This is a genomic window from Streptomyces sp. NPDC001663, from assembly GCF_042893105.1.
In the GTDB taxonomy this organism is placed as follows: domain Bacteria; phylum Actinomycetota; class Actinomycetes; order Streptomycetales; family Streptomycetaceae; genus Streptomyces.
Genome location: NZ_JBIAUR010000023.1, coordinates 128733 through 141016 on the forward strand (window position 1 = coordinate 128733; position 12284 = coordinate 141016).

A 12284-nucleotide genomic window follows, 5' to 3' on the forward strand; every position below is an offset into this window, starting at 1 on the left:
GTCGTCGCACCGACCCATGGATGTCCCTTGCCCAGGTTCAGTGTCATTGTCCCCGCGTACAAGGTTCAGGCGTATCTGCACGAGTGTCTGGAATCGGTGCTGTCGCAGTCGTATCCCGATCTCGAGGTGATCGCGGTCGACGACTGCTCGCCGGACGGATCCGGCGCGATCATCGACGAGTTCGCGGCCCGCGACCCGCGCGTCCGCCCCCTGCACCTGGCCGAGAACCAGGGCCTGGGCCGCGCCCGCAACGCCGGCATGGAACGGGCGAGCGGCGACTACCTGGTCTTCCTCGACGGCGACGACACCCTCACCCCGCACGCACTGCGCTCGATCGCCGACCGCCTGAAGGAGACGGGCGAACCGGACGTCGTCGTCTACGACTACGCGCGCACGTACTGGTCGGGCGAGACCGTCCGCAACGTCGTCGCCGTCCAGCTCGCCGAGCAGGGCCCGGCCCCCTTCCGCCTGGAGGACCGCCCGGGCCTGCTGAATCTGCTGATGGTGGCCTGGAACAAGGCCTACCGGCGGGAGTTCGTCGAGCGCGAGGGCTTCGCCTTCCCGCCCGGCTACTACGAGGACACGCCGTGGACCTTCCCGGTCCTGATGACCGCCGAGTCGATCACGACCCTCGACCGGGTGTGCGTCCACTACCGCCAGCGCCGCCAGGGCAACATCCTCGGCACGACCAGCCGCAAGCACTTCGACCTCTTCGAGCAGTACGACCGTGTCTTCGCGTTCCTCGACGCACGCCCCGAACTGGCGCGCTGGCGGCCGATGTTGTTCCGCCGCATGGTCGACCATCTGACGAAGGTGTTCGCCCGCCGCGACCGGCTGCCGCGCGGCTCGCGCGCCGAGTTCCTGCGCAGGGCCCGCGCCCACTGCCGCCGATACCGCGTCCCCGGCCACCCCGTCCCGCTGCGCTCCCGCCTGCGCCACACCCTGGTCCGCTGGGGCCTGCACCGCACGTACCGCACCCTGCAGTTGACGGCCGCCGCATACCGCCGCACGGCCAAGCTCGCCGTCAAACTCCTGCGCACCGTACGGACGTTGACCCTGCGCCTCCACTACCGCGTCCAGCTCCGCCTCCCCCTGCGTTCCGACCGCGCCGTCTTCGCCACCCACGACGGCCGCGGCGGCAACCCGGGCGCCCTGGAGGAGGCCTTCCGCTCCCTCGCCCCGCACATCCGCACGGCGTGGCTCGCCCGCCGGGACACGGCGGCCTACTGGACCGCCCTGGCCCGCTCCAAGTACCTCGTCAACGACACCGGCTTCGAGCCCCGCCTGGTCAAGCGCCCGGGCCAGATCCTGATCCAGACCCAGCAGGGCACCCCGCTGGGGCACATGGGCCTCGACCTCCAGGAACGCCCCGCCGCAGCAAGGGACTTGGACTTCGAAGAGCTCCTGCGCGGTGTCGACAAGTGGGACTACGTGCTGTCGGCGAACCGCCACTCCACCCTCACCTGGGAGCGGGTCCACCCGGGCGGCTACACCACGCTCGAATACGGCAGTCCGCGCAACGACGCCTTCCAGAAGGCGACTTCGGCGGAGGTGACCCGCATCCGCGACTCCCTCGGCATCCCGCAGGACACCGTCGCGATCCTCTACGCGCCCACCCACCGCGACTACTGCCGCACCCAGCGCTCCCCCCTGGACCTGGAACGCGTCCTGCACCGCCTGGGCCCCCGCTTCGTCGTCCTGGCCCGCACCCACGGCCCCGTCCCGCACGGTGTACGCGTCATCGACGTCACCGGCCACCCGAGCATCGAGCAACTGGCCCTCGCCTCCGACGCGTTGGTCACCGACTACTCGTCCCTGATGTTCGACTACGCCAACCTGGACCGGCCGATCGTGATCCACACCGACGACTGGGAGGCGTACGAGGCGGCCCGCGGCATCTACTTCGACCTGCGCTCCTTCCCGCCGGGCGCGGTGGCCCGCAGCGAGGACGAGCTGATCGACATCTTCGCCACGGGCCACTGGCGCGGCTCCCGCTCCACGCAACTGCGGGCCGCGTTCCGCGAGCGCTTCTGCACGTACGACGACGGACGCGCCGCCGAGAGGGTCGTACGCCATGTGGTGCTGGGCGAGACCGGCCTCCCGCCGGTGCTCCCCCTCGACGAGCGCCACCCCGTGCCGTCCGCCGCCGCGGCCCTTGCGCGCTCCCCGCAAGCCACCGTGCCGCAACCCACCGGCCCCCTGACCGTCACCGACAGCCTCTGAACGCCGTTCTCACTCCGGGGAGTTCGCATGCCCTCCAGTCCGTCGCGGCCCACACCGAGCCGGCCGTCCACCTGGCGCCCCACGGGGCGGCCCGGACGCCGCCGCGTCGGCTGAGACGCACCCGGGCCCCGCAAGAACATCGACAGAAAGAGCAGAATGCCCCGCTTCAGCATCATCGTCCCGTCCCATGGGGTGGCAGGCCGGCTGTCCCAGGCGCTGGACTCCGTTCTCGCGCAGTCCTTCGGCGACTTCGAGCTGATCCCGGTCTGCGACGCCCCCGACGCGCCCGCGGCCCACGTCGTCGCCGGATACGCCGGGCGGGACTCCCGGATGGCCCCGGTGCACTCACCCCCGTCGGCCGGTCTGGCCGGGGCGCGCAACGCCGGGATGCGGGCGGCGACCGGCGCGTATGTGCTGTTCCTCGACGGCGACGACGTCCTCGTCCCGGGCGCGCTCTCGGCGCTGGACGCCCGCCTCGCCGACACCGGCGACGTCGACGTCCTGTACACCGAACACGAACGCATCCCCTGGTGGGAGGGCGAGCCGACCAACCCGACCGCGCTGCTGCTGCCGAAGACGCCGGACGGGGCCTTCTCCCCCGACCAGGTGCCCCGGCTGACCGGCGTACAGCTCCCGGCGTGGAGCGCGGCCTACCGCAGGGTCTTCCTCGCCGAGCACCGGATCGCCTTTCCCGACGGCCACTTCACGGACGTCGGCTTCGGCGGCCTGGTCACCCTGAAGGCCGAGAAGGTCGCGGTGCTGCGCCAGGTCGTCGTACGGCATCTGGTGCGCCGGCAGGGCAACCGGCTCAGTCTGCCCGGCGAGCACCACCTCGAACTCCTCTCCCAGACCGACCTGGTACTCACCCGGGCCGCCGAACAGGACCTCGACCCGGACCGGTTGGGCCCGCTGTTCGAGCAGCTCTTCTCCGCCGTACTGAAGACGGCCGCGCACGCCCGGCGCCTGCCCGCCAAGCGCCGGGCCTTCTTCCGCCGGGCGAGCAGGCTGTATCGCCGCCACCGCCCGGCCGGCTACCGGACGCCGGGCGGCAGCCTCGGCGTCCAGCACCGCCTCCTGGCGAGCGGGGCGTACGCGGCCTTCCGCACCCTGCGCGGCGCCAACCAGTCGGCGGCCAAGGTGGCCGAGCGCCTCCCCCGCCCCCGCATGCTGCGCACCCGTCTGCGCTACGCCCGGGACCTGCGCCGCCCGCTGGACCCCAACCTGGCGGTGTACTGCGCCTATTGGGGCCGCGGCTACGCCTGCAACCCGGCCGCGATCCATGCCAAGGCGCGCGAACTCGCCCCGCATCTGCGCTCGGTGTTCCTCGTCGAGCCGGACCAGGCGCACACCGTGCCGAAGGACATCGAGTACGCGGTCATCGGCAGCGCCGAGTACTGGGAGGTGCTGGCCCGCGCCAAGTACCTCGTCAACAACGCCAACTTCGCGGACGCCGTCGTCAAGCGCCCCGGCAGCGTCCACCTGTCGACCCAGCACGGCACCCCGCTGAAGAAGATGGGCGTGGACCAGGCGACGTACCCCGTGGTGGCGTCCGCGACCGGCAGCTTCGCCAAGCTGCTGGCCCGCGTGGACCGCTGGGACTACAACCTCACCTCCAACCGGCACTCGACCCAGATGTGGGAGCGGGCCTTCCCCGCCGCGCACGAGACCCTTGAGTACGGCTATCCGCGCAACGACGTCTACTACACGGCCACGGCCGACGATGTGGCCCGTGTCAGGCGGGAGTTGGGCATCCCCGAGAACAAGACAGCAGTCCTGTACGCGCCCACCCACCGCGACTACCACACCGGCTTCGAGACGGGCCTGGACCTGGAGGCCTTCTGTGAGGAGGCCGGCGAGGACGTCGTCGTCCTGCTGCGCGCCCACTACTTCTACGACCAGGGCAGGGCGAAGAGCACCGGCCGGATCATCGACGTGACCGCGCACCGCTCCTCCGAGGACGTGTGCCTGGCCGCCGACGCGCTGATCACCGACTACTCGTCGATCATGTTCGACTACGCCAACCTGGACCGGCCCGTCGTCGTGTACATCGACGACTGGGACGTCTACCGGGAGACCCGGGGCGTCTACTTCGACCTGCCGGAGCACCCGCCGGGCCCCGTGGCCCGCACACCGCAGGAGCTGGCGCGCGTGTTCCGCGACGGCTCCTGGTGCGGACCGGAGTCCGGGGCCGCGCGGGCCGCCTTCCGGGAGCGCTTCTGCCAGTTCGACGACGGACGCGCCGCCGAACGTGTCGTACGCCGCGTGCTGCTGGGCGAGCCGCCCGAGTCGATCCCGCCCGTGATCCCGCTCGCGGAGCGCGTCCCGGCCCCCGCCGCCTCCACCCTCGTAAGGAGCTGAGCTCAGCAGTGCCCCGCTTCAGCATCATCGTCCCCGTCTTCAAGGTGCAGGGCTTCCTGCGCGAGTGCATCGACTCGGTGCTCGGACAGTCGTATCCCGACTTCGAGGTGATCGCCGTCGACGACCGCTCGCCCGACGGCTGCGGCGCCATCCTCGACGAGTACGCGGAGCGCGACGCGCGGGTGCGGGTGCTGCACCTGCCCGAGAACGTCGGCCTGGGCCGGGCCCGCAACGCCGGCCTGGAGCACGCGCGCGGCGACTACGTCCTCTTCCTCGACAGCGACGACTTCTACACGCCGGGTCTGCTGGCCGCCGTCGCCGACCGGCTGAAGTCGGCCGAGGATCCGGACATCCTGGTCTTCGACCATGTCCGCACCCACTGGTGGGGCCGGGGCGGCCCCAGCGACGCCTCCACTCTGCTGGCCGCCGCGGGCCAGGACGTCTTCAGCCTCCGCGAGAGCCCCGAGTACGTCCATCTGTTCCTGGTCGCCTGGAACAAGGCGTACCGGCGCGCCTTCTTCCAGGAGCACGGCCTGCAGTACGCGCCCGGCCTGTACGAGGACGCGCCCGTCACCTACCGGTCGATGGTGCTGGCGGAGAGCATCGCCTGTCTGAACCGGATCGGCGTGGAGTACCGGCAGCGCCGGCAGGGCGCGATCACCAAGACGCCGGGGCGCCGGCACTTCGACATCTTTCCCCAGTACGAGGGTCTGTTCGCGTTTCTCGAGGAGCGCGAGGACCTCGCCTGGGCGCGGCCCCTTCTCTTCGAACGGGCCCTGGACCACATGCTGTTCGTCATCGCCCGCGAGGACCGCGTGACCGCGGCGGACCGCCCCGACTTCTACCGCGAGATGCGCTCCTTCCACCGCCGCCACTGCCCCGAGGGCTTCATCCCGCCGGACGGCGAACGCGGCACCGAGATGCGGCTGCTGGCGACCTCGCCGTACGCCTCGTTCGCGGCGCTGCGCGGGGCGCGCGGGCTGCGCAGGATCGCCGGGGCCGGCAAGCGGCGTACGGTCGGCAGGGCGTCGAGCGCCGCCCGACAGGCCGGATACGCGGCCCTGTCGAGGCTCCCCCTCGACCCGCACCTCGCCGTCTACTCGGCGAGCCACCACGCGGGCGTGCACGGCGACCCGGCCGCGATCCACGCCAAGGCCCGCGAACTCGCCCCGCACATCCGCGGGGTGTGGGTGGTCCGGGAGGACGCGGTGGACTCGCTGCCGGACGGGCTGGACCACGTGACCCCCGGCTCGCGGCGCTACCACGCGCTCATGGCCCGGGCCACGTACTGGGTGAACAACGTCAACTGGCCCGGCACGCTGGCCAAACGCCCCGGCAGCATCCACGTCCAGACCCACCAGGGCACCCCGCTCAAGTACATGGGCGCAGACCTGCTGGACAGGCCCGGCGCCCGGCACGGCTTCAGTGTGCCGAAGATGCTGCACCGCGCGGACCGCTGGGACCTGAGCCTGGTCGCCAACCGGCACTCGGAGCTGGTGTGGGAGCGGGCCTACCCCTGCCACTTCACGTCGCTGCGGACGGGCAGCCCGCGCAACGACGCGCTGGTCGCCCCTTCCGCGGAACACGCCGCGGCCGTCCGCGCGCGACTCGGGGTCCCGCACGGCAACAAGGTGGTGCTGTACGCCCCGACCCGCCGCGAGTACCGCCGGGGCGGGCACGTCGACCGGATCGACCTGGCCCGGTTCGCCGCGGATCTCGGTGCCGGCCACACCCTCGTCGTACGCCTGCATCCCTCACTCGCGACCGGTACGGCGCGCGGGCTGGGGCTTGCGGATCTGCACGCGCGCGGTGTGCTGATCGACGCGACGGACGAGCCGCACGTCGAGGACGTGATGCTCGCCTCCGACGTGCTGGTCACCGACTACTCGGCCCTGATGTTCGACTACGCCAACCTGGACCGGCCGATCGTGATCCACGCCGACGACTGGGGCGCGTACGCGGCGAGCCGGGGCGCCTACTTCGACATCACCGCCGAGGCACCGGGCCATGTGTCGTGCTCCTACCGGGAGTTGGCGTGGCTGTTCACCTCGGGGACCTGGCGGGACGAGGAGTCGGCGGGGCTTCGGGCCGCCTTCCGGGAGCGGTTCTGCGAGTTCGACGACGGGCGGGCCGCCGAGCGGGTCGTACGGACGGTGATGCTGGGCGAGGAACTCGCGCAGCCCGCGCCGTCGCCGCTGCTGCCCTCCCCGGCCACTGAACGGGCTCACTCGATGAGGTGACGCTCCATCGATCCGGCGCTCCCGGAGGGAAACATACGGGCCATGCCCAAGACCCTCCCCCTGCCGACCGTCCGGTGAGCGCCGGTCTCCTGGTCCGGCGGACCGCACGCGGCGCTACGGCCGTGCGCGGCGGCCGTGCGTGGCATCCCACCCCGTACCAGGTCTTCGGCGGTCTGTTCTGGCTCGTGATGACGCTGGCGTTCTGGCGGATCCCGCTGTGCTGCGACACCGGCCAGCACGCGGCGGTGATCGAGCGGCTCAAGGCCAACCTGCTCCACCCCGCCCACTCGATGGCGGCCCTGCCGGGCGCGGGCAGCCCGTACTACGGGCCGTACGCCGTCGCCCAGGCCGTCTTCGCACGGCTGACGGGACTGACCGGCTGGGAGGTGCTGAGGCTCGCGGGCCCACTGCACCTGATCGTCCTGCTGACGGGCATCGGCCGCTTCGTCCGCACCCTCACCTCACGCCCGTGGGCGCCGGTCCTCGCCCTGCCCGCGATGACGCTGCTGTGGGGCACCGAACGGATCCTGTGGAGCGGCTACCTCGGGCTGATGTCGATGACGACGAACATCAGCTATCCGTCGGCGTTCGCCATCGGGCTGACGTTCTGGGCCTGGGGGACGACCGCCACGCGCGCGTGCGCGAGCTCGAAGCCCGTTCGGTTCGTCGGTCCGAGCGGGCTCGAAGGCTGGTGGGGTTACGCCGGGATCGGCGCCCTGTACGGCCTGATCCTGCTCATCCATCCGGTCACGGCCGTGTCGGCGGTGGTCGGGGCGTTGGGCATCGTCGCGGCGCGGCAGCGGGGGTGGCGGCGGCCGGTGGCGGCCCGGTGGGGGCTCACAGGCGTGGCCGCGCTGGTGGTCGCCGTCGTATGGCCGTACTACGACGTCCTGTCGCTGTCCGACGACACCGGCATGGACTGGATGCACGAGCGGCTCTACGAGCACCTGGCCGGGAACTCCTGGCTGGCCCTGATCGGAGCGCCCGCGCTGTGGTGGCGCGCCCGGGGCTCGGCCGGGCGGGACCCGCTGGTGCTGATGTTCGCGCTGGAGAGCGCGGTGGTGGCGTACGGCTGGGTGAGCGGGCACTACACGTACGCGAGGGCGCTGTGGGCCGCGCTGGTGCCGCTGCAGTTCGCACTGGCGGTGGAGCTGGCGGCGCCCCGGCCGTGGGGGTGGTTCCGGAAGGCGCTGGGCGCGATGGCCCTTGTCTGGGCGTGCGTCGGGTTCCTCACCGTGCAGGGCGGGGCGGTGGTGCCGCCGGCGCTGGATCCGGTGGGGCTCGACCAGCCGCCGGACTGGCCGACGTACGACTGGGCGATGCGGTACGTCCGGCCCGGCGATGTGGTGCTCACCGACGGGTACTTCGCCAGTCACCTCATCGCCGGATACGGGCCGAACCTCGCCGCGCCCATCTGGCCCGACCCGGCCCTGGACGAGCGGGAGCGCAGGCGCCGGGCCGCCGAGGTCCGGGCCTACTTCGCGCCGGGCACGACCCGCGCCGAGCGCGAGGCCCTCGTCCGCCGCTACCACGCCCGCTGGCTCCTGCTGACGCAGAACCGGGCGGTGCCGCCGGAGGCGGTCGTGGTGGCGTGGAGCCTGCGGACGGGGGAGGTGCTGGCGCGGGTCGGCTCTCCCGTGGGGGTTACTCGATGACGAGGTCGACCTCGATGTTGCCGCGGGTGGCGTTGGAGTAGGGGCAGACCTGGTGGGCGGTCTCGACGAGCTTGCGGCCGGTGGCCTCGTCCACGGTGTCCGGCAGCTCGACGCGGAGGGTGACCTTGAGGCCGAAGCCCTCGCCCTGCTTGCCTATGCCGACCTCGGCGGTGACGGCGGCGTCGGTGACGTCGACCTTGGCCTGGCGGCCGACGAGGCCGAGGGCGCTGCCGAAGCAGGCGGCGTAACCTGCGGCGAACAGCTGCTCCGGGTTGGTGCCCTCGCCGTTGCCGCCCAGCTCCACCGGCGGGGCCAGCTTCAGGTCGATCTTGCCGTCGTTGGAAACGGCGCGACCGTCACGGCCGTGGGTGGCGGTGGCGACAGCGGTGTAGAGCGCGTCCATGGAAAACCATCCCTCTCGAGTCACATTGCTCCGGCGGCTCTCTCGCGGCCGCCTCACGACCACAAGTAGAGCACACAACTCAATTGCGCACAACTAAATGGCTCGCAAGAGCTATCCTGGAGGCATGAGCACCTCGCCGACCCCGACACCGACCCCCGCCGAGACGCCGCCCACGACCGACTGGCTCCGCCTCGACCAGCAGATCTGCTTCTCCCTGAACGCCGCCTCGCGCGCCTTCGGCGGCGTCTACCGCGTGATCCTCAAGGACCTCGGGCTCACCTACCCGCAGTACCTGGTGATGCTGGTGCTGTGGGAGCACGGCGACCTGCCGGTCAAGAAGCTGGGAGAACACCTCCGCCTCGACTCCGGCACACTCTCCCCGCTGCTCAAGCGCCTGGAGACGGCCGGTCTGGTACGGCGTGAGCGCAGCGCGCGGGACGAGCGCTCGGTGGAGGTACGGCTCACCGAGGAGGGCGTGGCCCTGCGCGAGCGTGCGCTTCAGGTGCCGCGCCGGATCGTGGCGGCGACCAGCTTCGACATGGACGAGATCCGTGCGCTGCGGGCCCGGCTCGACGAGCTCACGACCGCGCTGGACGCGGCCGCGGTGTCGGCGTCCGCGGAGGATTCGTAGGCGCGCGACGGACGTAGAGCTGCAGGGCCACCCGGCCACTGACGTACCTCTCCCGTGGGATGAACTGCCCTTCCACGACGGCGAGTTTGAGTCGCTCGGTCGGGTCCACCGGGCGCGAGCGCAGGACGCCCGACTGGGCGACGACCCAGACACGGTCCACACCGGCGAGCTCGCGCTTCAGCCGCCGGGGCGTGGTCTCACGCCCGCTCAGAGTTCCGGAACGGGGCCCTGACTCTCCCAGCGCGATGTCCCGCCCCTTCCGAAAGCCCTTCGGATACGTGAGCGCCGCAAGCCGCCAGACCGACGGCACGAACAGCACGGGATCGCCGGGGCGGATCTCACGGGCGGCGAGCGCGGAGACGACGGCGAGGTTCTCGGGCCGGTCGGCCGGGGAGCGGTCGTGGCGGTAGAGGGGGAGGTGCTGGAGGAAGGCGAGGGTGATGACCAGGGCGCCCGCGAGGGGGACGAGGCGACCACCTGGCCGCTGGCGCCCCACGACCCCGGCCACCCACTCGGTCCCGGCGGCGGTCGACAACGCCGCTCCCGCCAACGCGTACAGCACATACCGCTCGTGATACAGCGGCCGAACCTGCGACACGGCCATCAGCGCCCCCGGCGGCACCACCAGCAACGGCAGCGCGACCGCCGCCAATCGCCCCGCCCGGACCCCCACCACCATCAGCAGGACAGCCACCCAGAACACCACCCCCGTAGGCCCCGCGGCGAAGTCCCGCACCAGCTCGCCGACCTGCTCCCACCCCGGCGCCACCAACCACCCCACCTGTCCGGACTGCCCCTGCGACACCCACACCAACGGCAGCAGAACAACCCCGACCACCCCCACCGCACGCCCCCACCCGCACCACACGGTCTTCGGCACCCGCGCAAGCGCCAACGTGACCGCGTGGGCGCACAGCACCAGCACCGCGAGTTCGTGCAGCAGGCAGGTCACGGCGACGACGCCCCCGTACGGCCACCACGACCGAGGCTTCTCCAACTCCCGCACCAGCAACAGCGTCGCGCCCGCCGCACCCGCCGCGACGAGGGCGTACGACCGTCCCTCCTGGGCGTAGTGGCCGGTCAGCGGCGTGACGGCGTAGAGCAGACCGGCCCACAGACCGACCCGGGGGCGGGCCAGCCGGACGCCGAGCGCGGCGACCAGGCCCGCCGTCGCGGCCGCCCCGCACACCGACGGGAGGCGCAGGACGACCTCGCCGGGGTGGGCGGCGAGCACGACGTGCATGAGCAGGTAGTACAGGCCGTGCACCGCGTCCATGCCGTGCAGCAACTGCCAGATCTGGGGCACCGTGCGCCGCCCGACCAGAAAGGTGACGCTCTCGTCGCCCCACATGCCGCCGCGGTCGAGCCCCCAGAGCCCGATCGCGAGCATGACGGCGACGGGCACCGCCACAGCCACCACGCTCGCGCGCTTGCTCTCCACCCGGCTGATTTTGTGCTGTTGGCAAGCTCTTACCGACGATTGACGGTGCATTGGCACGGACACACCATTCGCCCGGCTTACGATCCGCCGTGATGAATGCCGTCAGGAAGCACCGCCTGCTCACCCTCGCCGCCGTCTGGCTGATCACCCGCTCCGCCATGCTGTGGCTGCTCGCCCACGACGACCTCACCCGGCTCGGCGGAGGCGCGGTCGCACGGGAGGTGTGGCGCCTGTACCACCACTGGTACGGCGTCCTCGCGCACGGCGCCTTCCCGGCGCACGACCCGCTGTGGCAGTACCCGCCGGGCGCCGGCCCGGTGCTGCTGTCGCCGGCGCTGCTGCCGGGCCTGACCTACTTCCAGGCGTTCGTCACCCTCACCCTGGCCGCCGACGCGGCGATCACGCTCGCGCTGGCCCGCGCCGGCTCGCTGCGCGGCGCCGCCTACTGGACGCTCGGCCTCCCGCTCCTCCTCAACGTCCCGCTCGCCCGCTACGACGTGCAGGTCACGGCCCTCGCCGTCATCTCCCTGTTGAAGTTGTCGCGCTCCACGCGCGCGTGCGGGGCGTTCGCGGCCCTGGGCGCGCTCGTGAAGGTGTGGCCGGCGCTGGTGCTGCTGGGCATGCCGAGGGGACGTACGACACGTTCGGCGTGGGCATGGGCGGCCGGTACGGGAGCCGTGTCGCTCGGGGTGCTGGCGGCGCTGTTCGCCAACCCCTTCGGCTTCCTGCGCCAACAGGGCGGCCGGGGCGTGCAGATCGAGTCGCTGGGCGGCACCGTGCTCGCCTTCGCGACGCACGCCGGATGGCCCGGGAAGGTCCGCTACCAGTACGGCGCCTTCGAGTTCACGGGCCCGCACGTCCGGACCGTGGCGCACGTGTCCCTCGCGCTCACGGCGGTCGCCTTCGGCCTGCTGCTCCTGTGGCGGCTGCGGGCCCGGCACTGGAGTCCCGCGACACCGTACGACGCCGCACTCGGCGCAGTACTGCTCTTCACCGTCACCAGCCGGGTGATCAGCCCGCAGTACATGATCTGGTTGCTGGGCCTGGCCGCCGTGTGCCTGACCTCGCGGCACACCGTGCAGCGCCCGGTGACGGCACTGATCCTGGCGGCGACCGCGGTCAGCGCCGTGGCCTACCCGGTCCTGTACGGCCAGGTCATGGCCTGCACCTGGGCGGGCTGCTCCCTGATGCTCGTACGCAACGGCCTGCTCACGGCGGCCGCCGTCCTGTCCTTCGCCCGCCTCTGGCGCTCGACCGCTCCCCCGATGCCGGAGTCGACACCCCGCGTGTCTCCCGATTCACAGGGAGTTACTCCTGTGGTCCCCGTGTGACA

General features: G+C 72.1%; 8 protein-coding genes. 6 read left to right on the top strand and 2 right to left on the bottom strand.

Annotated features, from left to right (window positions below; genetic code table 11):
• Window positions 1-27 precede the first annotated feature (27 nt).
• The 4 genes from ACFY1L_RS48565 (at window position 28) to ACFY1L_RS48580 (ending at window position 8476) form a co-directional block, all read left to right on the top strand.
• On the top strand, window positions 28-2223 hold the full coding sequence (locus ACFY1L_RS48565) for a CDP-glycerol glycerophosphotransferase family protein (RefSeq protein ID WP_388840823.1): 2196 nt from the start codon (window positions 28-30) through the stop codon (window positions 2221-2223).
• Window positions 2224-2379: 156 nt separating this feature from the next.
• Entirely contained in the window at window positions 2380-4581 is a 2202-nt protein-coding gene (locus ACFY1L_RS48570; RefSeq protein ID WP_388840826.1) for a CDP-glycerol glycerophosphotransferase family protein, read from the top strand.
• A gap of 8 nt (window positions 4582-4589) precedes the next feature.
• Window positions 4590-6821: a CDP-glycerol glycerophosphotransferase family protein gene (locus tag ACFY1L_RS48575; RefSeq protein WP_388840829.1), complete on the top strand. Its 2232-nt coding sequence runs from the start codon at window positions 4590-4592 to the stop codon at window positions 6819-6821.
• Window positions 6822-6895: 74 nt separating this feature from the next.
• On the top strand, window positions 6896-8476 hold the full coding sequence (locus ACFY1L_RS48580) for a hypothetical protein (RefSeq protein ID WP_388840832.1): 1581 nt from the start codon (window positions 6896-6898) through the stop codon (window positions 8474-8476).
• Here the strand turns inward: ACFY1L_RS48580 and ACFY1L_RS48585 are convergent.
• Complete coding sequence (locus ACFY1L_RS48585; RefSeq protein WP_361270992.1) at window positions 8466-8879, bottom strand: organic hydroperoxide resistance protein; 414 nt, start codon at window positions 8877-8879, stop codon at window positions 8466-8468. The two genes, ACFY1L_RS48580 and ACFY1L_RS48585, sit on opposite strands and share 11 nt — an antisense overlap.
• Window positions 8880-8976: 97 nt before the next feature.
• Here ACFY1L_RS48585 and ACFY1L_RS48590 point away from each other — a divergent pair, with 97 nt between their 5' ends.
• Entirely contained in the window at window positions 8977-9510 is a 534-nt protein-coding gene (locus ACFY1L_RS48590; protein WP_388840836.1) for a MarR family winged helix-turn-helix transcriptional regulator, read from the top strand.
• Here the strand turns inward: ACFY1L_RS48590 and ACFY1L_RS48595 are convergent.
• Entirely contained in the window at window positions 9458-10951 is a 1494-nt protein-coding gene (locus ACFY1L_RS48595) for a hypothetical protein (protein ID WP_388840839.1), read from the bottom strand. The genes ACFY1L_RS48590 and ACFY1L_RS48595 overlap by 53 nt on opposite strands.
• Before the next feature lie 92 nt (window positions 10952-11043).
• Between ACFY1L_RS48595 and ACFY1L_RS48600 the strand changes: the two genes are divergently transcribed.
• Window positions 11044-12282 (top strand): glycosyltransferase 87 family protein, encoded by a 1239-nt coding sequence (locus ACFY1L_RS48600; RefSeq protein ID WP_388840842.1) that lies wholly within the window; start codon window positions 11044-11046, stop codon window positions 12280-12282.
• Window positions 12283-12284 lie beyond the last annotated feature (2 nt).

What these genes read in the sequence shown, in the direction of transcription:
- ACFY1L_RS48585 (WP_361270992.1), bottom strand. Translation starts at nt 8,879, where the DNA reads ATGGACGCGCTCTACACCGCTGTCGCCACCGCCACCCACGGCCGTGAC.
- ACFY1L_RS48570 (WP_388840826.1), top strand. Translation starts at nt 2,380, where the DNA reads ATGCCCCGCTTCAGCATCATCGTCCCGTCCCATGGGGTGGCAGGCCGG.
- ACFY1L_RS48600 (WP_388840842.1), top strand. Translation starts at nt 11,044, where the DNA reads ATGAATGCCGTCAGGAAGCACCGCCTGCTCACCCTCGCCGCCGTCTGG.
- ACFY1L_RS48590 (WP_388840836.1), top strand. Translation starts at nt 8,977, where the DNA reads ATGGCTCGCAAGAGCTATCCTGGAGGCATGAGCACCTCGCCGACCCCG.